18 protein-coding genes are annotated in these 23,134 nt (G+C 40.6%); 15 read left to right on the top strand and 3 right to left on the bottom strand.

Going from position 1 to position 23,134, the window contains the following annotated elements; translation table 11 throughout:
• Positions 1 to 166: 166 nt before the first annotated feature.
• From ACYQ28_RS05575 to ung, 7 genes are all read left to right on the top strand, one after another.
• On the top strand, positions 167 to 1,147 hold the full coding sequence (locus ACYQ28_RS05575) for a peptidoglycan-binding domain-containing protein (RefSeq protein WP_460048666.1): 981 nt from the start codon (positions 167 to 169) through the stop codon (positions 1,145 to 1,147).
• On the top strand, positions 1,141 to 1,785 hold the full coding sequence (locus ACYQ28_RS05570; protein WP_460048664.1) for a hypothetical protein: 645 nt from the start codon (positions 1,141 to 1,143) through the stop codon (positions 1,783 to 1,785). The genes ACYQ28_RS05575 and ACYQ28_RS05570 overlap by 7 nt, the downstream gene beginning before the upstream one ends.
• A gap of 122 nt (positions 1,786 to 1,907) precedes the next feature.
• A complete protein-coding gene (gene hrpB / locus ACYQ28_RS05565; protein WP_460048663.1) occupies positions 1,908 to 4,544 on the top strand; it encodes an ATP-dependent helicase HrpB in 2,637 nt (878 codons plus the stop codon).
• Positions 4,545 to 4,685: 141 nt separating this feature from the next.
• Positions 4,686 to 5,781 (top strand): peptide chain release factor 2 gene (gene prfB / locus ACYQ28_RS05560; protein WP_460048662.1). Its coding sequence is split into 2 segments (ribosomal slippage): positions 4,686 to 4,757 and positions 4,759 to 5,781, totalling 1,095 coding nucleotides; the frame shifts between segments, so codons are not numbered across the junction.
• A gap of 44 nt (positions 5,782 to 5,825) precedes the next feature.
• Complete coding sequence (lysS, locus tag ACYQ28_RS05555; RefSeq protein WP_460048661.1) at positions 5,826 to 7,352, top strand: lysine--tRNA ligase; 1,527 nt, start codon at positions 5,826 to 5,828, stop codon at positions 7,350 to 7,352.
• 1,183 nt (positions 7,353 to 8,535) lie between these two features.
• Positions 8,536 to 8,775, top strand: coding sequence for a hypothetical protein (locus ACYQ28_RS05550; RefSeq protein WP_460048660.1), 240 nt, complete (start codon positions 8,536 to 8,538; stop codon positions 8,773 to 8,775).
• A 574-nt stretch (positions 8,776 to 9,349) separates the two neighbouring features.
• On the top strand, positions 9,350 to 10,027 hold the full coding sequence (ung, locus tag ACYQ28_RS05545; protein WP_460048658.1) for a uracil-DNA glycosylase: 678 nt from the start codon (positions 9,350 to 9,352) through the stop codon (positions 10,025 to 10,027).
• Positions 10,028 to 10,057: 30 nt separating this feature from the next.
• On the opposite strand, the gene ACYQ28_RS05540 is transcribed toward ung, so the two are convergent.
• Complete coding sequence (locus ACYQ28_RS05540) at positions 10,058 to 10,897, bottom strand: HDOD domain-containing protein (protein WP_460048656.1); 840 nt, start codon at positions 10,895 to 10,897, stop codon at positions 10,058 to 10,060.
• A 63-nt stretch (positions 10,898 to 10,960) separates the two neighbouring features.
• On the bottom strand, positions 10,961 to 12,013 hold the full coding sequence (gene ygfZ, locus ACYQ28_RS05535; protein ID WP_460048655.1) for a CAF17-like 4Fe-4S cluster assembly/insertion protein YgfZ: 1,053 nt from the start codon (positions 12,011 to 12,013) through the stop codon (positions 10,961 to 10,963).
• Positions 12,014 to 12,203: 190 nt separating this feature from the next.
• On the opposite strand from ygfZ, the gene ACYQ28_RS05530 reads away from it, so the two are divergent.
• From ACYQ28_RS05530 to ACYQ28_RS05515, 4 genes are all read left to right on the top strand, one after another.
• Positions 12,204 to 12,455: an FAD assembly factor SdhE gene (locus ACYQ28_RS05530; RefSeq protein WP_460048654.1), complete on the top strand. Its 252-nt coding sequence runs from the start codon at positions 12,204 to 12,206 to the stop codon at positions 12,453 to 12,455.
• A complete protein-coding gene (locus ACYQ28_RS05525) occupies positions 12,409 to 12,864 on the top strand; it encodes a hypothetical protein (RefSeq protein WP_460048653.1) in 456 nt (151 codons plus the stop codon). Before ACYQ28_RS05530 ends, ACYQ28_RS05525 begins: the two co-directional genes overlap by 47 nt.
• A gap of 1,287 nt (positions 12,865 to 14,151) precedes the next feature.
• Positions 14,152 to 15,264 carry a lactonase family protein gene (locus ACYQ28_RS05520; protein WP_460048652.1) on the top strand — a complete coding sequence of 371 codons (1,113 nt, stop codon included), beginning with the start codon at positions 14,152 to 14,154 and terminating at the stop codon, positions 15,262 to 15,264.
• 412 nt (positions 15,265 to 15,676) lie between these two features.
• Positions 15,677 to 16,792, top strand: a complete 1,116-nt coding sequence (locus tag ACYQ28_RS05515) for a lactonase family protein (protein ID WP_460048651.1) — start codon at positions 15,677 to 15,679, stop codon at positions 16,790 to 16,792.
• Positions 16,793 to 16,899: 107 nt separating this feature from the next.
• Here the strand turns inward: ACYQ28_RS05515 and nadB are convergent, their stop codons facing one another.
• Positions 16,900 to 18,522: an L-aspartate oxidase gene (nadB, locus tag ACYQ28_RS05510; protein ID WP_460048649.1), complete on the bottom strand. Its 1,623-nt coding sequence runs from the start codon at positions 18,520 to 18,522 to the stop codon at positions 16,900 to 16,902.
• Positions 18,523 to 18,995: 473 nt separating this feature from the next.
• On the opposite strand from nadB, the gene rpoE reads away from it, so the two are divergent.
• From rpoE to ACYQ28_RS05490, 4 genes are all read left to right on the top strand, one after another.
• On the top strand, positions 18,996 to 19,580 hold the full coding sequence (gene rpoE / locus ACYQ28_RS05505; RefSeq protein WP_460048648.1) for an RNA polymerase sigma factor RpoE: 585 nt from the start codon (positions 18,996 to 18,998) through the stop codon (positions 19,578 to 19,580).
• Between the two features lie 270 nt (positions 19,581 to 19,850).
• Positions 19,851 to 20,561, top strand: a complete 711-nt coding sequence (locus ACYQ28_RS05500; protein WP_460048647.1) for a sigma-E factor negative regulatory protein — start codon at positions 19,851 to 19,853, stop codon at positions 20,559 to 20,561.
• Between the two features lie 205 nt (positions 20,562 to 20,766).
• On the top strand, positions 20,767 to 21,729 hold the full coding sequence (locus ACYQ28_RS05495; RefSeq protein ID WP_460048645.1) for a MucB/RseB C-terminal domain-containing protein: 963 nt from the start codon (positions 20,767 to 20,769) through the stop codon (positions 21,727 to 21,729).
• Between the two features lie 347 nt (positions 21,730 to 22,076).
• The gene (locus ACYQ28_RS05490) at positions 22,077 to 22,529 is read left to right on the top strand and encodes a SoxR reducing system RseC family protein (protein ID WP_460048644.1); all 453 of its coding nucleotides are present in this window, start codon (positions 22,077 to 22,079) and stop codon (positions 22,527 to 22,529) included.
• Positions 22,530 to 23,134 lie beyond the last annotated feature (605 nt).

Raw genomic sequence — 23,134 nt, 5'->3', positions numbered from 1 at the left:
AAAATTTATAGTTCTCAAGCTATATGTATTGGAGGAATTTCTCAAAGTTAACTTGAGTATTATTATTTACATGCTTTCAATTTATTCATTCGTTAGAGCATTTGTGTCAATCTTGCTCAAAGTAGTTGAGCTTAATTTATACTAATTTACTAAAAGAGATTATTTTATGCCAAAAGGTATATTGCGGTCTGTGGGTAAGAACGGTGCAAATGAAAAAAGAGATGTAAAACTTATTCAGGTCTATTTGAATCTACACAATAAACTGATACCTCAAGGAAAAACTTTAATAGAAGACGGTGTTCTAGGAAAAAATACGACTGAAGCAATTTTAAAATTTCAGAAATCTGCGGTTGGAATGAAAAATCCTGATGGAAGAATAGATCCGAATGGAAAAACCTTTAGATTTCTCACTCTATATTTTAGCAGTTTGGAACAGGATAAAATTGAAAGGGATTTGGTCGTTAGTGGCTCCGTCACGAAGACCAAACTTAATAGCGTTACACAAGAAAAACTTAATTCTAATGCTGGCCTTGCAAGTTATCGGGTAATTTATAGTGGAGTTGAGCAATCCAAGAGGGTTGTGTCAAATTACTCACTAAATGTTATAAAACTTGCTTTGAAAGAATCAGGAATGGATGTCGCTGTGATTACATCTACTCTACGAACTCCGAGAGAGCAAGCGGCTATTATGTATAAAAACGCCAAAATAAACTTGAGCAAGCAATACGCTCTCTATGGAAAGGTTGGTGATCAGGTACTGAAAGTTTTTGAAAACAATAAAAGCAAGAGTGAAGGTGAAGTCTTAAACTTGATGATTAAGGCAATTGAGGAGTATGAAGATAAAAATCTACGAGTATCCAAACATTGTGTGTCTGAGGCAGGGTACAAAAAATTAAACATTATTGATATTGGAGTTAACTCAACCAAAGCAGTGTGCAAGAATTTCGGCTTGTCTAAATTTACTGCAGCGTTAAGACAGCTTGAAAAAGATGGTTATATTTCACGAATGATTGACGAAACTTCTAAGTCAAATTCTTGTTGGCATTTGGAAATAATTCCAAACATTAAAGCCGTGGAAAACTACAATAAAAATACGATTTTTATGCCTCAGAGATTAATAAACAGTGATGGATACATGCTATGTTAAAAAAATATATACTGTGTGTGCTAATCTGTTTCTCGGGATTTGCATGCGCGGAAAAACCTCCGCAAGAGAATCATGCTAGTAATATAACAAAAAACTCTGCTTCGAAAGTATCTGAATCACTGAGCGATAGTCAAGGTGACTCTATTGAGCTTTCTAATTGTAATATTTCGTTGGCAAGTATTCATACATTTAGGAATATAAAAGACGCTAAACTTTCTGAGATAGAGCAAAGTATCGACCCAGATAGTGGTGAGCAGGTAGTAACTCAAACTGTAAGTTACAATAACGGAGATACGGTACTTGTTAGGCAGTCTTTTTGTTATCTGTACAATTTTGAAGCAGAGTATTTTTTAACGAATGTATCAGAAGAAAATTTTAAATTAGCAATTAATCGAATTGATAATTTAATAGCAAATGTAGACCAAGATTACAAATTGAAAGCTGCACTGGCTGATGTTGTAGAATTAACGATGAATTTAAATAGCTTTGCTATAAGTGATTCCTTCGAGCATGGTCTTCCAGCTCAAGCAGTAATTTCTTCACAATATGTAGAGCACGGATTGTCTTTTAAAGTTGTTAACGAAACGGATATAGCTGCTGTCATTGATTTTTATTTTTCTCTGGGCGGTGAGGAATAGTTGCACATTAGAAAGCATCTGATTGATTCAGGTGAAGGTCAATCAGATGTCAATAATTGAAGAATACTATTTCTAATTCCTATAATATATGAATTAATTTTTAACGTTCATACTGTTTCTTCATGCTACCGACTTTTCCTATCTCCGATTTACTGCCTTCCATTCAAGAAGCCACCAGCCAAAACGATGAATTACTGCTAATTGCGCCACCTGGCGCGGGTAAAACTACGTTAGTGCCTTTGGCGTTGCTCGATGGTTTTAACGAGTTGGGAAAAATTATTGTTATTGAGCCACGCCGAATTGCGGCGCGCACGGCGGCGATGCGTATGGCGGAAATTCTTGAAGAATCTGTTGGTGAAACCGTGGGTTTTCGGGTGCGCTTACAAACCCAAGTGAGTGCGGCGACGAAAATCGAGGTGGTTACCGAAGGGGTTTTTCTGCGTATGCTTCAAGATGACCCAAGTTTAGAAAACGTAAGCTTGGTGATTTTTGATGAATTTCACGAGCGCAGTTTAAACAGCGATTTGGCTTTAGCCTTAACTCTTAATTCGAAATTATTGTTTTCTGATTTACGGGAAAGCCCGCTAAAATTGATTGTGATGTCGGCAACGCTGGATTCTCAGGGTTTATCCGGCGCGCTTTCGAGTTATTTAAATAAAACCGTTCCCGTACTTGAAAGCCCCGGAAAATCGTTTCCGGTTGAGATTGTTTATTCCGCAAAAAATTATTCTACGTTTGATGTTTATTCAGAGGTTTATGGGTTTGTTACTCAAGCGTTTTCTAAAATCGACGGAAATGTATTGGTATTTTTACCGGGAATTAGCGAGATTAATCGCGTAAAAAATCATTTAGAAGAAAACAGTCTTCAGCATTATTTTGGCCCCAATAGTGTCGAGATTTTTGCCTTGCACGGCGGTTTGTCGTTGGATGCACAAAACGAAATTGTTAGGCCCAAAAACAATAATAAAACTGCTCGTCGAGTGATTTTGTCTACCTCTATTGCGCAAACCAGTTTGACTATTCCTGGTATTACCGCCGTGGTGGATACGGGTTTGGTGCGCTTACCAGAATTTGATGCCAAAACCACGACCACGCGTTTGGTAACAAAATTGGTTTCAAAAGCGACGGCTAAACAGCGCACCGGCCGGGCTGGCCGTTTAGGGCCGGGTGTGTGTTTTCGCATGTGGAGCGAAGAAAAAGATTATCAATTACCTGAATTTGATACACCCGAAATTTTATCGTCAGATTTAACGGATTTATTGCTGCAAATAAAAGCTTGGGGAATTGATGACGTTAGCGATTTATTTTGGTTAGACGCTCCGCCAAAACATTTGCTCGGTGCGAGTATTACTTTATTAAATGACTTAGGTGCTTTTAAAGAAGGCCAATTAACGCCGCTAGGCGAACAGATGGTATTGCTTCCAGTAGCGCCGCGTTTGGCAAAAATGTTGTTAGTTGCAAAAGCTGTGGGCGTTAATACTGCTGTAAGCGAACGTAATGTTAGCGGTTATATTGAACAATTGGCTTGTAACATTGCAGCTTTAATTCAAGATTATAAACTTAAAGGTAATAGTGCAGATTTGTTTTCTGTTATTGAATCAATGAGTCAGACGGTTTCGAAAAATAATCGTGATTTATCGGCCTCGGTTAAAATTGCTCAACAGCTAATGCAGCTTGTTAAAAATCTGTCGATAAAAAACCTCTCGATAAAAAATCAAGATAATTTACTTGATTTTGAAACCTTAAATTCAGCGTTTTTATCTTCGGTTGATGTTGCCAAAGAATTAGTCGCATTTTTGCTCGCTCAAGCGTTTCCCGATCGAATTGCAAAAAAAGTTCGTGGTGAAGTCTATAAGTTAGCGAATGGGCGTGGTGCGGTATTAGATGAGCTTGATCCATTAATTGCTAGTGATTGGTTAGTGGTTATTGATTTGGGTGGGCAAAAAAATCAATCCCGCGATCGAATTTATTCAGCAGTAGCTTTGCCCAAAACGGTGATTGAAAATTCATTATCTTATTTGCAAAAAAACTCAACCGATATTCGTTGGAGCGATTCGGACGGACGTTTTTTTGCCGTAAATACCGTAAAAGTGGGCGCTATTGTTTTAAAAGAAACTCCGGTTGAAAATATTACTTCTGTGCAGCGAGTTGAGTCGTTAATTGATTGGTTTAAGAGTAAAGGCGAAACCGCTTTAAATTGGTTTACGTGGGAAGACAATGCGCTTCAGTGGCGCCAGCGTGTTCAATTATTAAAAACCATTGATCCCGATTCAAATTGGCCGGATGTTTCTAACGCCGGTTTGATGAACTCTTTAGAACTTTGGCTGGAACCTTACATTACCAATGTTAGCAATTTGTCGCAGTTAAAAGATTTATCGATGACGGCTCAACTTTCTAGCCTGCTTGATTGGCAACAGTCGCAAACTTTGGATGAACTGCTGCCCGAAAAAATTACCGTGCCTTCGGGTTCTAAAATCTCGATAGATTATCAACAAAATCCTCCGATATTGGCGGTAAAGCTTCAAGAAATGTTTGGTTTGGACGCAACTCCGACGTTGGCAAACGGTAAGGTGTCGCTGAGTATTCATTTGTTGTCTCCGGCGCGCAGACCACTGCAAATCACCCAAGATTTAGCCGGGTTTTGGAAAGGATCCTATCAAGAGGTTCGCAAAGAGATGAAAGGTCGTTATCCCAAGCATCACTGGCCTGAAGATCCCTATTCGATTGCACCTACCGCAAGAGCCAAACCACGAAAGTGATAACGCGCTTGAAATTCGTGTAACTGCTGGTTTTATGGCTGTTTTTGCATTTTCAAAATAGGCGCCCTAGGGTACAATTCGCGCCTTTTTTATTACTGGTCGCGCATTGGCGACTCGCTTGAATAGAGCCCAAATCACATTATGGAAATAGCACCTTACCAAAACGCACTTAAAGACCTGCAAAGTCGTACCGACGTGCTTAGGGGGTATCTTTGACTACGCAGAGAAAAAAGATCGCCTAACCGAAGTTGAGTTGTTGTTGGCCGAACCCGATGTTTGGAACGACCAAGAACGCGCTCAGGCATTGGGTCGCGAACGTTCTTCTTTAGAGTTGGTGGTAGAAACCATCGATAAGCTCGACCAAGGCGTTGAAGACGGCAAAGAACTCTTGTCGATGGCCGTTGAAGAAGACGATGAAGACTTGCTGGTTGATGTTCAATCAGAAATCGACGAATTAACCAAGCAGCTTGAAGTGCTTGAGTTCCGTCGTATGTTCTCCGGCGAGATGGACCCGAACAATGCTTATCTCGATATTCAATCTGGCTCCGGTGGTACCGAAGCGCAAGATTGGGCGGAAATGATTTTGCGTATGTATTTGCGTTGGGGTGAGGCGCACGGTTTTAAAACCACTCTTGAAGAATGTTCTGCCGGCGACGTAGCGGGTATTAAAAGTGCCACCATTCGCTTTGAAGGCGAATACGCGTTTGGTTGGTTGCGTACCGAAACCGGCGTGCATCGTTTGGTGCGTAAGAGTCCATTTGACTCCGGCAACCGTCGTCATACCTCTTTTAGCTCGGTGTTTGTTGCGCCTGAAATTGACGACAACATCGAAATTGAAATCAATAAAGCCGATATTCGTGAAGACACCTATCGCGCCTCGGGTGCGGGTGGTCAGCACGTTAACAAAACCGACTCTGCGGTGCGTTTAACCCATGTTCCAACCGGTATTGTCGTGTCTTGTCAGAGCGAGCGTTCGCAGCATCAAAACCGCGATAAAGCGTGGAAGATGTTACGTGCGCGCATGTACGAACAAGAGCTGCTTAAGCGCAATGCCGAAAAACAAGCCATGGAAGACAGCAAGTCTGATATTGGCTGGGGCAGCCAGATTCGATCTTACGTACTGGATGACCAGCGCATTAAAGACCTGCGTACCAGCGTACAAACCAGTAACTGCCAAGCGGTTCTAGACGGTGATCTAGACCAATTCATTGAAGCAAGTTTGAAAGCCGGCTTGTAATCGCAAGCCAACCTTTACTCTCCCAATCGAAATTAGGAATTCCTATGAGCGACAATCCACAGAACTCAGTTCAACCTCAAGATGAAAACAAATTGGTTGCAGAGCGTCGCGCTAAACTTAAACAGATCAGAGAAAGCGTTGATGTCGCTTTCCCTAATGATTTTCGACCAGAGCACAAGGCTGCTCAGTTACAAGCTCAATACGGCGAGTCTTCTAAAGAACAGTTAGAGAGCGAAGCCAATGTTGTGAGCGTTGCCGGACGTGTTATTCGTTCGCGCGGTGCGTTTATGGTGTTGCAAGATACCACCGGCACTATTCAGTTATACGTTACTAAAGATGCACGTCCGTTTGCTAAGAGCGTTGACCTAGGCGACATTATTGGCGTTTCTGGTGAATTGCATAAATCTGGTAAAGGCGATCTTTATGTGAACCTTGATCAGTACCAATTACTGACCAAGTCTTTGCGTCCGCTTCCCGACAAATTCCACGGTTTAAGCGATCAAGAAACTCGCTATCGTCAACGTTATGTCGATTTAATTGCTAATCCTGAAGTGCGCGATGTATTTACCAAGCGTTCACAAATTATCAATTTTATTCGTAACTACTTGGCCGAGCGTGCGTTCTTAGAGGTTGAAACGCCAATGTTGCAGTCAATTCCCGGTGGTGCTTCGGCAAGACCGTTTGTGACTCATCACAATGCGTTAGATTTAGACATGTTTATGCGTATTTCGCCCGAGCTGTACCTAAAACGCTTGGTGGTGGGCGGTTTTGAGCGAGTGTTTGAAATTAACCGTAACTTCCGTAACGAAGGTTTATCGACTCGTCACAATCCAGAATTCACCATGTTGGAGTTCTACCAGGCTTACGCTGACTACAACGACCTGATGGATTTAACCGAAGATTTGCTGCGCAAAATGGCGGCTACTATTTTGGGAACCACTCAGCTTAAAAGCACGGTCAAAAACGGCGATGGCGAAGTGGTGGAAGAAAAGGTGTATGACCTTGAAAAGCCATTCCATAGAATCAGCGTTTTCGACTCTATTTTGCATTTCAATGCCGATATCAGTGCTGAGAACATTTCTACCATTGAAGCGGCTACCGAAGTTTGTAAGAAACTTTCCATTCCAGTGAAAGATATCTGGGGTCTGGGCAAGCTGCAAATCGAGATTTTTGAGAAAACCGTTGAGCACCGTTTAGATGAACCTACGTTCATTACTCAGTATCCAGCAGAAGTTTCTCCTTTGGCGCGTCGCAATGACAGCAACCCGTTTGTTACCGATCGTTTTGAGTTCTTTGTGGGTGGTCGTGAAATCGCGAATGGCTTCTCTGAGCTTAACGACGCAGAAGATCAGGCCGAACGCTTTATGGCGCAGGTTGCCGAAAAAGACGCCGGTGATGACGAAGCAATGCATTACGACGGCGACTATGTGTGTGCGCTGGAATACGGTATGCCTCCAACGGCGGGTGAGGGTATTGGTATCGATCGTTTGGTGATGTTGTTTACCGATTCGCCGTCAATCCGTGACGTTATTCTGTTCCCTGCAATGAGACCCTTGTTAGATACAAAATAACTTCAGTTTCTGTAATAAAAAGCCGCCGAAAGGCGGTTTTTTTATACTTTTTATTTTTTACGAACCTCGGACCAACTTATCCATGACTGAATCAGAGTGAAGAAATTGAAAATACGATTTTCAGTTTCTTCACAATTTCAATCACTTACCCATCTTGAAATTGGCGACATATCCTTGTGTCGCTAGAAACTCCAGGTTTATTGGAGTTTCTGTTAATTTATTAAAAAACTGTTATCGATAGTTTTTGTTTTTAATTATTAACCAGTGTCCAAAAAACTAAGCTAATAAATTACCGAATACGTATGAGCGATACGAATAAATTAACATTCGGTTTTAGTTTAACGGATTAAGAAAAACCTTTAAATGCTGCATATAGAATGCAAAATTTGATTTTAGTGAACTGTGTAGAGTATTTGTTTACTGGATGCGGAAAAATTCAAATTAATCCTTTTTTTCTATCTGGAATGCGTATATAAATGTAGCTTATAGGGATTGACCTACTAAGGTCTTACTTTTAAAGTCAAAATTAGAAATTTGGTTGGAAAAAATCAATAATATCAACTAAGTTTTCTTGACTGTGCTCAAACAAATGTTAGTTAGACGGTTCTTTGCATCAATTAACTTGATGGTTTTAACAGGTGTTTAAACTGACTTTTAATGCTTTTAGGAACCTTTGATTGACTCATTCGTGATTTAATCAGAAGAAAGAAATTGAACTGTGATTTTTAGTTTTTACAATTTTAATCACTTACCGTTCCTGAAATTCGTGACGCATTTTTATGTCACCGGAAACTCTAGGTTGATCAGAGCTTCCCTTAGCTAAGTTTATTTAAAAATAATAAAAGCAGGTTGTATCTATAATTTTCGTAATAAACCTAATATTAGAGCCTAATTACAAAAAATACTTTTGCTTTTTTAATTTTTAATGGTTGGCTTTTAATAATTTTATCGTATTGGTCTTATTGAAAATTCGAGAACACAATGCGGTGTCATGGTTTATTATGACTCGCTCTTAGCAATATTCGAATTTCGTTTAAGGTGATATTCATGAATACGTTGGTGAGTTTCAATCTTAATATTTTCTTAAGAATGAATACTTACTATTGAGATGGCCAAGGCGTATTGGTTTTCGTTTGTGTTGGCTTGTTTCTAAACTTTTTGCTGATTCAAATGGGAGGCTAAAGTGTTACTAAAAGTTAAGGTGTCCGGCTCGCTGGTTGAAGTCTGCAATCTTTCAGAGTTGATGGATCCATGCACTAAACGCATTCACGTTCGTGAGCTGCGTGGTTACAAAAATGCACAACCTGTGCATTTGCAAAAAAGCGATTTAACATTTGTGTCTGGTGAACCTCTGCCAACGTGCTGGTTACAGGTGCATTTAAACTATTCAGTTCGTCAAGCGCCTCACGCAAAAGCCAGTTAAGTATTCTATATTTTTAAGCCACTTCGTTCTGGATTTTAAATATTAATTATTATAAAAAATTAATGGATTAAGTGGCTTAAAAATAGACCTTTCTCATGTATTAAATTCCTTTCTAAGATTTCTGTATTTATTAGTGCGATAAAAACTCTGATTAACTCATCTATGATTTAATCAAAAGGCAGAAATTAACGGTGCAATTTTCAAGCTGTTCATATTGTCAATCACTTGTTATTTTCGAGGCTGGCATTACATCACTGTTTTGCAGGCAACTCTCGCTTAATCAGAGTTGCCTGTATTTTGTTTCATTACTCTCGATGAATATTCCTTCATAACACTTCTAAATGAATGGTTAGCGAACTTATTTGCAAATGTTATTATAGCGCTTTGGTTAACTCACCCATGATTTAAGCAGAGAACAGAAGTTGACAATGTGATTTCCGAATTCTTCACACTGTCAATCATTGATTGTTCTTGAAATTGACGACACATGCCCGTGTCACTGTAAACTCTGGGCCAATTAGAGTTTCCTATGTATTTCAGTTAATCGTTACTGAAGCAATAAGAGAGTTAAAGCGTGTCTAAAATACAGCTATCAAAATCCTGGTTACAGCATTTGCAACCAGAGTTTGAAAAGCCTTATATGCAGCAATTGCGAGCGTTTTTATTGGCGCAAAAGCACGAAGGTAAAACTGTATATCCACCCGGTAATCTTATTTTTAACGCGTTTAACACGACAGACTTCGACAAGGTTAAAGTTGTTATCCTCGGGCAAGATCCTTATCACGGCCCCGGTCAGGCCCATGGTTTGAGCTTTTCGGTGCCTAAAGGTGTTCGTACTCCACCGTCACTGGTTAATATTTATAAAGAAATTGAGCGCGAGTTTGGTATTACTCCTGCTAATCACGGTAATTTGGAACACTGGGCGGAACAGGGCGTGTTGTTGTTAAACGCAACACTTACGGTTGAGGCGGCTAAGGCGGGATCTCATCAAAACCAAGGTTGGGAAATATTTACCGACTGCGTTGTAGAAGCCTTAAATCTTCATCGCGAGAATTTGGTTTTTCTGCTTTGGGGGAGTTACGCGCAGAAGAAAGGTCGAGTTATTGACCGACATCGGCATTTGGTTTTAAGTGCGCCACACCCTTCACCTTTGTCGGCACACCGCGGCTTTATTGGCTGTGGCCATTTTCGCGCTGCTAATGATTATCTGAATCAGCATGGCATAGAGCCTATCGACTGGGCTTTGCCATAATTTCCATCGGAAGTATTGGCTTGTGTGTATTTATTTAAGCATATCCATAGCCATGGCCATTTCTTCACTTAAGTCTTCCATTTCGGTGGCTTGCATGTCTGGATCTAGCCCTAAGCGTTTAAATGCCAGTACTTTGTTGTAGTTAATTTTAGACAATGGATGCTTACCGCCCATATGACTTTGCAACAAGGCGACCGTGACAATATCTGCATAGTCAGCAATGGGAATATCACGGGCAAAATCGAGATGCTGAGAGGGAACACGTTGAATTTCCGCGGAAAAATCCCAGGTTTGTAGAATGCGATTGCCTATGGCTGGGGAGAGTTTCTCTATGACTAGATCTAAAGTGATGGCGTCGGATAAAAGCTCGCCGTGATCTTCTGCGTAGGTAAGAATTGGCAATGAACCGATCGAATGCACTAACCCAGCGAGAGTCGCCATATCCGCTTTGAGATGTTCTGCTCGGTGTCGACACAGTACGTTGCAAATGCCAGCAACTTCGGCAGACCGATTCCAAATTTCGCGAAGTCTTTTATCAACCAAGTCAGATGTTGCCTGAAACATTTGCTCCATAGCCAAACCTGTGGCGATATTGCAGGTGTAGGCCATTCCCAAACGCATCAATGCCATTTTCAAATCATCTATATGCTTAGAAGCCCTAAGGAGTGGACTGTTTGCGACTTTGATAAGTCGAGCAGAAAGAGAAGGATCGGTGCCAATTACTTGTAGCAATGAATCCAAGGTTGCGTCTGGATCCATTGCAATGTCACGAACTTTAATGGCTACCTCGGGCAGTGTAGGCAGGACCAAATCATCGTTTTTAATTGCCGTTAGAATTTCTATTCTGACACGTTCGAAGACGTTCGGCATTTGGGCTCCTTGGGATCAACTTCGGTCTTAAAATGAATCTGCAAGGAGCCGCGGTGCGATTAATTAAGCCTCGCTTGTCTCCTCTTGTTCATTAGTTATAGCATAGGGTAGAGGAGCGAAACGGAGTTTTGTGACTTTTTGAGACTCTAGGTAGACTTCTCCAGACTTATAAGCAGAATCTAAAATACATACCAGAAGCTCATAACTAAAATCGTCGGTTGGTACAACGTTAACAATTTCACCAATTGACTGTTGGGTATCTTCACCAAACAACTTGTCACCGGCTTTTGGTATGGTTTCTATATCGGCAATTGCACGGTAGGTATGACGTTTTTGTTTGCCAAGATACTGCATTCTTGCAACCACTTCTTGGCCGGTGTAACAGCCTTTGGTGAAGCTCACTGCCCCCACTTGCGTGAGATTAATGGTTTGTGGCACAAAATTTTCGGTCGTGTCGGCATTAATCCACACTCTACCTTTGCGAATTTCATCAGCTCGCCATTCACTGGTGGCGCCTATGGCACATAAGGGTTCGAGCTTTAACCAGTAATCTTCAATTTTGTCGGCACTAACCCAACACTCGATAACGTCATCGTCAGTACGAATTAGGGTGAAATCGCCACTGTGAATGGATTCCATAAAGGTAGAGGGCGCCTTACCGAAAATATCGGACACAATGTTTTCGCAGGTATCACCTTTCAAGGCGATGCAGAGCTTAATGTCTGAATCTGGGACATATTTAGCCTTAGAGAAAACCATATATTTACCTAACGATTTTCTGGCAACGTCTTCAAGACTTGCGTCGCAACGCAGTGTTACTTTGTCGTCTTTCGCACAGGCTAAAAAGTTAAATATCACTCGACCTTTAGCGTTGCAGTGTGCGCCGTATTGCGCGGAATAGTCGCTAAGGTTAGTGATGTCACAGGTGACTTGGCCTTGAAGGAATTTTTTTGCTTCTTCACCTTCAATTTGAAGTGTGCACATATTGGTAAGTGCAAATAAGCGAGTGTTTGTGTTGGCAGACGCTGCGCGCTCGGACGTAGCCATCAGTTCACCGTCTACCAATTGCAGTCTGTTTGTTTGTAGAAACTCTAACCAACTGGCAAAACTGGACATGAATAGCGTGCTCCTGTAAGTAGTTTTTGAGTGTATTGATCTTCGGTCTATCAAAGATTAAACCATGTTGATATCCGTCTGTGAGTCGATTGTACTGATAATCGTTCCAATTTTAAGGAGTTTTTAAAGCATAGAGCGTAAATATCGGTATAATTGCCGACGTTCAAAGTAACCATCGATGAGTGACAGAATGGAAAAAAACCGACTTTTGTGGGCTGCGCGCCGGGGTATGCTAGAGCTTGACTTGGTTTTGCTACCTTTCATAGAGAATATCTACGCAACATTAGAAAAAGAAGATCAAGATAGATTTGACGCTCTGCTTGAATGTGAAGATCAAGACATGTTCAGCTGGTTTATCGATAAAGTTGACCCAGAAGATCCGGAAACGCTAAAAATTGTCCGAATTATCCGATCACATACCGGCCTTCAGCCAGAAAATTAATCTTGCTCTTATGTTGCCAGGATTTATTTTCTGGCAGCATTTATTGGTATTGATAATCTGGATAGCCGCACTGTGTATTTCTTCTCTGGCTGTTGAGGTTGTTAGCCTGCTTTGTGCAGTGGTCAGCTTAGCCATTGCGTACAATTTTTTTCGAATACGCCAACGATATTCTGGGTATTTGATGTTTGATCGGCAATCTTGGAGTTATTGCTCGCCGCACCTTCCACCTTGTCATTTACGTTTAGTTTCTTACTCCATTTTATTTCGTGGAATTATCATACTCAGATTTAATAACGATGCTAAACGGCTTCATAAAAATATTGAGTATTTTTTTACGACAAAAACACTCGATCTTGTTACCTTTCAACACATTAAGATTCTTGCAGAAACCAAAAAACTCATTGTCTAATTTTATAGGAAGCTCTGATTAACCTAGAGTTTCCAGCGACACAAGGATGTGTCGCCAATTTCAAGAACGGTAAGTGATTGAAATTGTGAAGAAATTGGAAATCGCATTTTCAATTTCTGTCCTCTGATTAAATCAGGGATGAATTAATCAGAGGTTCCTATAGTCAAAACTTTAGTGAGATTATGGTTGCGCTGTTACTACATATATTTCATGTATTCGTTGATTTTAAACAGTATTTAACTTGTCTAGAAATCTCTGACCAGTGTACCCATGATTTAATCGGAGTTTTTCCTAATTGTTCTAGTCACAAAATACGATACAGAGATTAATTTGAATTGTTGATGAATTTTAAATTATACCGGTGTGTGAGATCGTTCTCTGTTGTATTAAGTTTTGAAAAGATACAAGCTTAAGAAAAGTGTTGATTTATATCGGTCTTTAATTTTCGATAATTCAAATATACACAGATATAAAATATAATTTTTAATCATCACGGGATAGATTCTAAATTTTCCTGATCAACTGGCTTGCATTGTTTTTAAGACTAATTGGAATTTCAGCCACTCTTAAAATATCTGTCCTGTAAAATATCTGTCATGGGAGATTTATAAATCATGTTGGTTTTGTCTGTTTTTATCTTGAGTAGTCGTGCTAGAATCTTTGCGCTTACAAAAAATAGAGCAATAGGAACTTTTGATTAACAAATCCTTAATTAATCAGTAATTAGATGTTGGAAATGTAATTTTCAATTCCTTCACAGTTTTAATGGTTGCCCTTATTTAAATTCATGGCACATCTCTGTGTCAGTAGTACTCAGATATTATAAAGATTTTTTTAATATTCACTTAAACAGAAAATAAATTTTAATAATAAGTTTTAGTGTTAAAGCATCTTTATTTACACCTCAGTCTGAGTGATCGTTATTTTTAGTGTGAAGTTGACTTGCGTCACGTTTTTGCCAGTTACTTTTCGTGTTTTTCACATAACTGTAAAGTTTCCGACGCTTTTTTTAAAAGAAATACGATTTTTAAAATTAACCATTGCTGATCAATTAAAAATCACTTGAGTTTTAGGATTGTTTTTTAGTAACCTATAAAAACAAATAAGAAAGGTTACTGGTTTGTTTGGCCATACGGCTATGTTTGAGAGAATTCCGTTAGCATCGTTGTGAAGTGTTTGTCTTCAACACTGCTAAATATATAAGAATAATAGATTAATTATTTCCACTCGGTGACTATCACCAAATACATTAAATCAACCAAAAAAATATTGATTCATGGGACTGTTATGAAACTTTCAAAAAAAATAATGACTTCGGCTGCTCTAGTTGCTGCTACTACCCTTGCAATTTCATCTGCTCACGCGTCTTACCTAGAGAGAGTTGCAACTCTTTCTAACGCAGCCGAAGGCAATGAGTTACTTATTTTTACTCAAACTAAATCCAACGGTTTAGTGTTGCTAGATTCTGTTTCTACCGGTGGTTTTGGTACTGGTGCACCTTTAGTTTCTAACCAAGATGCGTTAATTGTTAGTGACGACGGTGACTTTATATACGGTGTAAATACTGGAAGTAACAGCATTTCTGTATTCAAAATCGGCCGTAAGGGCGTTAAATTAATTCAAACGATCGATTCACAGGGTGATCGTCCTATCAGCTTGACCCAAACCGACGATCTTCTTTATGTGGTGAACGAAGGCACCGACAATATTGCAGGTTACAAAGTTAAAAAAGACGGCAAATTAGAAATTCTTGAAAATTCTGTAGCCAGCTTAAGCGGTTCAGGTACAGCGCCTGCGCAAATTAGTTTTTCTCCAGACGGTGATTTCTTGATTGTTACCGAAAAGCTCACTAACTTGATTGTTACCTATCCTGTACTAGAAGATGGTCGTCCTGGTGAGTTGGTTGCCACAACTTCTGCATTGCCTGTTCCTTTTGGTTTTGATTTCGACCGTTTTGGTCACGTAGTGGTTTCTGAAGCTGCCGTACCAGGCGGTCCAGATATTGGTTTGGGTGCCGGTGTTTCTTCTTATGAATTGGAAGCCGACGGTAGCTTGTCTGTGTTAACTGGTGGTGTGTTGAACTCTGGCCGTGCAGCTTGTTGGGTAGAATTTAGCAAAAACGGTCGTGTTGCTTATGTCACTAACACCGTTTCAAACTCTGTTTCGGTATACACAACCAACCGTCACGGCGATTTAACTCTTGCCAACGACATTGCTGCGACTCTTGATGCCGGTTTCCCATCGGACATCGCACTGTCGCAAAATAGCCGAGTGGTTTATGTGTTAAGTAACGCGGGTGGTTTTATCAACTCGTTCTCTGTTGAAGATCGTACCGGTCTTGTGTCAGTTTCCGAAACCGCAGAGCTTCCTTCTTCAGCTAACGGTTTGGTAACTTTTTAATTTTAGGATTAAATTGTTTTAAAAATTTTAACTTTTTTAAATTTTTACCAAATCTAGGTTAATGTTGTATTTTTAATTTTGATTGGTTATTTATGAAAGTAGATAACAGTGTTTTAGTGTAAGTAACAATTTTACGCTTTTCATGTGTTGTTATTTAAAAAGGGTCTATGTTTTACATAGGCCCTTTTTTATTTTTGGGTTTTAATCACAAATAGTTATTTTGTGGTTTTTAAAAATGACTTTTTATTTGGAAGTGAACAAATTATTTGAATTCATTGGTAAGTATTTTTCGGTATTCGCTAAATTATATTTTCTAAATTATGGATGTGTGTAATTCACTGAAAGTGTTGGGTGATTTGCATTTCCTTTCTTTTTAATTATCACAAATCTAATAATTTATCTGGAGACTTTTGTGAAAAAGTTTTTACAAGTTGGTTTATGCTCAGGGTTTTTATCGGCCGTTTTATCTACTGCTTCTTTTACTGCTAACGCGTATTATTTTCCAAGAGTTGCAACCTTAACAAATGATCTCGAAAATAATGAATTAATGGTTTTTGCTCAACTTCCCGGTCAACAAGGATTAAAATTAATTCAATCAATTCGTACAGGCGGAACGGGTTTACAAGCCGCGCTTGGCAATCAAGACGGTTTAATTGTTAGTGAAGATGGTAATTATTTGTACGCAATTAATCCGGGTAGTGACAGTCTCTCAGTTTTTGCTATTAAGTCTACAGGGGTTGAATTAATTCAGACTGTTTCTTCACAAGGAATAATGCCGCTGAGTTTAACGCAAAATGATGATTTATTATTTGTTTTAAATGGTGGTTCTGATTCTATTGCGGGTTTTAGTATTAATTCAGACGGTACCTTAGCGTTTATCGATGAATCATTGGGCCAATTAAGCTCTACTGGAACAGCACCAGCACAAGTGAGTTTTACGCCTGATGGCGCATTTTTGATTGTTACCGAAAAAGTTACTGGTGTAATTTCGACATTCCCGGTCACCGACGAGGGTGTTATTGGTGAGCGTGCTGGCATCGCTTCTGAAAAACCGTTTCCATTTGGATTTGACTTCGATCGCTTTGGGCACGTTTTGGTATCTGAGGCAAACCCGTTCGGCACTGACGGTGGATCTGTAACTTCCTATAATATTTCTGCAAACGGAAACTTAGAATTATTAGATTCTGCTGAGCTTAATGGACAAAGAGCAACTTGTTGGCTAAAAACCGGTAAAGGCGGACGATTTGCTTACGTTTCTAATACGTTTTCCGAAACGATTTCTTTGTATTCTGTGGATCGTGACGGCGACTTAGTGTTAACCGGTGATGATGGTCTGGTGGCTGAACTGGAAACAGGTGATGTACCCATTGATATCGCCTTTTCTGACAATGGTCGTATTTTTTATGTTTTAAATGAAGGTAACGACGGCAGTATTGCTTCTTATCAAGTTACCGGAGCGAAAGGTTTGCGCCTGATGGATCGCAATGAAGATGTTCCTGCGTTTTCAACCGGTATCGTAGCGTTTTAAATTGCAAGTGTTTTAGATTTTAATGAGTCTAATGGTTAAAGTGACGAATAAAAAAGCCCTTTTAAAAGGGCTTTTTTTAATTTTATATTAATTGAATACTCGGTTTTTCAGCTTCTACCAACAACGACATCTTGCGCAGCAAAGTTAATAGGTACCAGTACAGTGTCACGTGCGAAGGGTTTTAAATTGGGAAAATCTAACGAGTAGTGCAAGCCGCGACTTTCTTTGCGTGCCATTGCAGAGCGAATAATCAGTTGCGCGACAACCGCCAAATTGCGAAGCTCAATTAAATCGTTGCTCACTTTATAATTTGAGTAGTACTCGCTAATTTCATTTTGCAGTAATTTAATTCGATGATTGGCTCTTTCTAGCCGCTTTCCTGTTCGAACGATACCAACGTAGTCCCACATAAATCGACGCAATTCATCCCAGTTGTGGGAAATAATAACGTCTTCATCGGAATCCGTTACTCGACTCTCGTCCCACTCTGGTTGATATTCTGGCGACTTAATCGAATCAATAGTCTCTATAATTTTTAGTGCTGCCGAGCGTCCATAAACCAAACATTCCAACAATGAATTGCTGGCCATGCGGTTGGCGCCGTGAAGACCGGTAAATGACGACTCACCAATAGCGTAGAGGTTGAGTAAATCGGTTTGGCCAAATTGATTTACCATAACACCACCGCAGGTGTAGTGGGCGGCAGGTACAACGGGTATCGGTTGGCGAGTAATATCAATTCCGTATTTTAGGCATTCGGCTTTTACGGTAGGGAAGTGGCTGTTAATAAACTCAGCGGGTTTATGGGATATATCCAAATAAACGCAGTCGCAACCGAGTCGCTTCATTTCATGGTCAATTGCGCGCGCGACCACATCTCTGGGGGCCAGCTCTGCAAGTTCATGAAATTGATCCATAAATCGTTCGCCACTAGGCAGTTTTAATATCGCACCTTCGCCGCGTAATGCTTCTGTGAGCAAAAAAGTTTTAGCGGTAGGGTGGTACAAGCAGGTTGGATGGAACTGGTTAAATTCCATGTTGGCAATGCGGCAACCTGCGCGCCATGCCATGGCAATTCCGTCGCCACTGCAACCGTCTGGATTGCTGGTGTAGAGATAAACTTTACTGGCGCCACCTGTTGCGAGAATTACGACTTTGGCTTGAAAGAGTGAAACGCTGTCGGCAGTGCGGTCATAGATGTAGGCGCCGGTGCAGCGATACTTTGGTGAATCTTCGTCGGCTTGAGTAATGAGATCAACGGCAATGTGGTTAGATAATATATCAACATTCTTTTTGTGTTTTACCGCATCGATAAGCGTGCTGTGAACGGCTTTGCCTGTTGCATCGGCACTGTGAATGATTCTTCGATGGGTGTGACCACCTTCTTGGGTTAAGTGGTAGGTATCGCTGTGTTCTTCTTTAGTGAAACGTACGCCTTCTTCTATAAGCCATTCGATGGCTTGACGGCTGTTTTCTACCGTGAATCGCACCGCATCTTCGTGACAGAGACCGGCACCGGCGATCAATGTATCTTTTACGTGCTTATCAACACTGTCTTCCGAATCTAAAACCGCTGCAATACCACCTTGAGCCCACCAGGTTGAACCATCGGTGAGTTCGCCTTTACTGATCAAAGCAACCGAATACTGCTCGGGAATGTGTAGGGCGGCCGTTAGTCCTGCTGCACCCGAACCGATGATGAGCACGTCGTGAAAATGTTTTTGAGTCATAGCGCTAGGTGTCTCAAGCAAGATTTTATAGTTGTTGTGAATATTACAGTCGTGTTACTTATAAAATTTGGCGGCAGTATATACATTTTGTCGGTTTGCTCACAGCCAAGGACATTTCAAGAATGGAAGCGATACTAAAAAAACTGAATTTGAAAGAACTTTCAAGATGGTTGATGTGTCATTGTCCCGGTTTTTCATTCTAGCCTGATAAAAATTGAATGATGTCGCAAAAATCGACATCCGGCTAGTTGGCAATTACGTCACCTAAAGACACAGGGATTGATTTTTAATGCCAATAATTTGCTGGTGTAGTTAAAATCTAATAGGTTTTTTCGTTATTTGGCTGTGATTTGATAAAATTTCTCAAGCGTCCAGTTTAATCTCGTCAACTCAGCCCTTATTATTGCAAACCTATTGTTAGGTCACTGTGCCCTTGGATTAAGTTTGCCATTTGGCAATTGTTGGAGATATGAATGACGGGCCAAAATACGCCTAATTCTGATCAACAGCTTGTTGAGCGGGTTCAAAAAGGCGACAAGCGTGCGTTTGACATGCTAGTGCTCAAGTATCAGCACAAAATCATCGCTATAGTTGGTCGTTATATAAAAGATAATGCCGAAGTGTATGATGTGGTGCAGGAAGCCTTTATCAAAGCATACCGGGCGCTTGGGAATTTCCGTGGCGACAGTGCTTTTTATACTTGGTTGTACCGAATCGCCATCAACACCGCTAAGAATCACTTAGTCTCTCGTGGTCGACGTCCACCGGCATCGGATGTAGATGTAGATGAGGCCGATTTTTACGAAGGCAGCGATGCTTTGCGCGATACAGAATCTCCCGAAGGGGCGATGATGCGCGATCAGTTGCAACAAGTTGTTAACGACACTATCAAAGCGTTGCCCGAAGATTTGCGAACAGCTTTAACACTTCGTGAAATGGAGGGTTTGAGCTATGAAGACATTGCAGAAGTAATGGAATGTCCGGTTGGAACTGTACGTTCTCGGATCTTTCGGGCTCGTGAAGCAATCGATAAAGCCATTCGTCCGCTTGTGGTTTGAAATTTTTACAAATTTTTTGAAAAAGTTTGTGAACCAAATCTTTGCTGTTGAGTCCATTGGATACACAAACATTCAGTTTCTATTAATAAAGTTTGAACTTGATCAATCTAATTACTGCAATATAACAGCTGTGTGCTTTAAAAATTTAGAGCATCAGCTTTATAAAAAATAGGTACAAGTGCGGTACAGTACTTATTAACAGTAGATTTCTTGTGTAAATTTTATGTCTAGCTGAACTAAACCATACCAATTACTAACCGAGTTTGTTAAATGGCACAGATCAACGATAAATCTATGTTTGATGAAACTTTAAAGCAGTCATTATCCGCTCTTATGGATGGCGAAGCTTCTGAGCTTGAAGTTCGTCGTTTGTTGCAGCAGTCCGATAAAGACGCTGAAGTTCGTGAAACTTGGTCTCGTTACCAGTTGGCTGGCCGCCTTCTTCGTGGTGAGCAAGCCGCGGTACCAATGATTGATCTGAGTGCCAGCATTTCTGAGCTTATCAGCGAAGAAGAGACTCATTCTGTTGCCGCTCCTGTCGAGAAAAAAGCTGGCCTTAGCCGCTTTTTTGGTCATGCAGGTCGCGCTGCGATAGCAGCCTCCGTTGCAGTTGTTGCTGTGTTCGTTGTTAATACTTACCAAGGCGCTCCTAGCGAAGGTGCTGCGCCAGTTGTTGCTGAGATCCAAGCACCAGCTTCTAGCAATAACGATGCGGCTAATTTACCAATTGGTTACGGCACTGACGGTTTGAGCGCACGTACGGTAAGTACAGATTCTTCGCGTTACGATGAAAAGCGTCGCAGTGCACAACCTGTTCAGTTTATTCCTCGTACCGACTCAAGAACTGGACAATCTGAAGTTTCAAATGCAGTGGTAGAAGAAATGCTTCGTCAATTAATGATTGAGCACGCAAATACTGGCATGTCTACCCAGGGTGATGTTCCGTTCGAGCGACTACCTCGCATTGAATCTGAGCAGTAATTTATAACTGTGCGTTTTGTTATTTAAATTGTATTTCTTCGGTTAGTAATACTTTAGGTGACAAAAACGGTATTCCTAAAAGGCTTCGAAAGAAGCCTTTTTAGTTTCTGGGTGTTGTTCAACTGTGTTAAGTTGCTCCCGGTGAATAATTCATTTAATGATGGTTGAATTTAATTGAGGCGCTTTAATGTTGATGGGGCTGTGTTTGCGTAAGTGGCAAATGTCTTCAAAAAAGTTGGTCGCAGTGGCACTGATTGCTTGCAGTCTGTCTTCTGGACAGGCTTACGCAGATACTCATATTGATACAGGTTCTTCGGATGCCCCAGCATTAGAGCTGCTGCACAATATGGGCGAAGCGCTTTCGGTTACGAGTTACAGGGGCATATATACACACGAACATTCGGGTAACATTGATTCTATTCAAGTCGAGCATGGTATAACCGAGCAATTACAAGCTGAGCGTCTTCAACACTTATCCGGCTTCAACAAGGCTATTATTCAGCGCTCAGATACAGGATTATGCTCAGAGATAGATCCCGAAACTTCTAACCTGCCTCGCTCCGACGATCTTTTGGATGAGCACTATCGAATTCAATTCTTGGGTGAAGATAAGGTTGCCGGTAGAAAGGCCTTTGTTGTTAACGCCACTCCTCGCGATGAATATCGACATGGATTTCGCTTAGCAGTTGATGCTGAGACCTTCATGCCTTTAATGATGATGATTATTCAAATCGAAAACAGTCGAGTACTGGATCGCTTCCAATTTGTTAGTTTTGAGCCAGTAATTTTGTCTGAAAATGATGAGTTGGATGAAATTCAGCCAGAACCTAACGACATTCTGTTAATGTCTGGTTGTGTTGAAGCGGTTGATTTGGCTCGTTGGCGTTTGGGATGGGTTCCCAATGGTTTTCAATTAGTCTCTGCCAAGGTGAGTGAAAGTACCGACATGCTGGCGTTCAGTGATGGCATCAGTCGCTTCTCGGTGTTTGTGAGTAGTTCTCAAAGCGGTAAAACCCTTGAGGGCGAGGCTCGTAGAGGCGGTACTTTGGTGTATCTCGACAAAGTTGTTGCGGCGGGTGAGTTGTACCAGGTTTCTGTGGTTGGTGAAGTGCCTATAAACACCGCGCGCAAGGTCGCGTCGGCGTTAATCCCCTTGGCTAAGCGATAGATTTCAACTTTACAAGCCAGTTTGGCGCGAGTTTTGTTGGCTGGTAATGTGTTTTGATCGTAATGTATTGATCGGTGATTAATGCCACTTGATAGTAAGCGGTCTATACGCTTTTTTAGTACTACCGCACTACCAAGTTTTTAAGAAGCTCTAGTTCAATTTGGGTTTCCAGTGACGCAGTAATAGTAATGTCTCGCCAATTTCAGCAAAGAGTAGATGATTGAAATGGTGAAGAAATTGGAATCCGTATGGGTCATTACCCTCTGATTAAATCGTGAAAGAGCTAATCGGATGTTTCAATATTTGGATTTTTTGACGTTGCATAACCGTATATTCGGAGAGTAGAAATGTTAACTGAAACTGGCCGTGTCGTTGCTGTTGAAGAAACTGCATTGTGGGTGCAAACCATCCGTAAATCTGCGTGTGGCCAGTGCTCTGCTCAAAAAGGTTGTGGTCAAGCAGTATTGTCTAAATTCGGTAGTGAGGTTGGTTATTTGAAGGTTGATCTTAACGGGCGTGATCCATCGCGTTATCGTTTAGATGACACAGTAACCATTGCTATTGGAGAAACGGTTTTTTTAAAAAGCTCACTGATTATCTATTTATTGCCGTTATTATTTTTAATGGCTTTTATTGGTTTGGGTGAATTTTTTCAACTGAGTGAATTATTGTCGGTCGGTTTGGCTGTGATTGGGTTGTTGATGGGTGGTGTGGTTACTCGGTGGGTCTTAAGTCGTGTTAATCGAAGAGAATCTATTGAGCCTATCTTACTCGATACAATTACCCCTTCCGCCTGCTAATATTTCTGAAGTTTGAATAATCAATGTCGCGTTTTTATTCGTTAGTTGGTTGCTAAAACTTAATTACTCTTTTTTACGCGATTCAGCTGCTTAAGTTCGCTGAGCCTCGTACTTCTGATTATTTTCTGGGACTCCAACGATAGAGTTGGAGATTTCTCTTTTTTATCTCTGCGTTAACGCCGATAAATTTTGCGTCGTTCTGCCAGTGCATTATTCAGTGCAGTACTGATACTCTTTATTTTTCTGTGCATTCGTATTTTTAAGAAGTTGCGGTCGCACACATAGTATTCTATTTATAGGAAACTCTGATTAACCTAGAGTTTCTCGCGACACAAGGATGTGTCGTCAATTTCAAGAACTGTAAGTGATTGAAATTGTGAAGAAATTGGAAATCACATTTTCAATTTCTGTCCTCTGATTAAATCAAGGATGAGTTAATCAGAGGTTCCTATAGTCTTGCTGTTCGCGATGAAGTTATCGAATGCTAGGATAAAAAAATACACGTTGTTATTACTTTTTTCGTTGAACTTTAAATAATTTGAAATAACAAAGCTAGGCACCATATTCATGGCTGACCGAGGTGCTCACAGAGCTTTTTGGATGCA

Source organism: Sessilibacter sp. MAH1 (assembly GCF_054658315.1).
The sequence above is the reverse complement of the archived record's forward strand: the minus strand, read 5'-3'. Positions and strand labels throughout refer to the sequence as shown.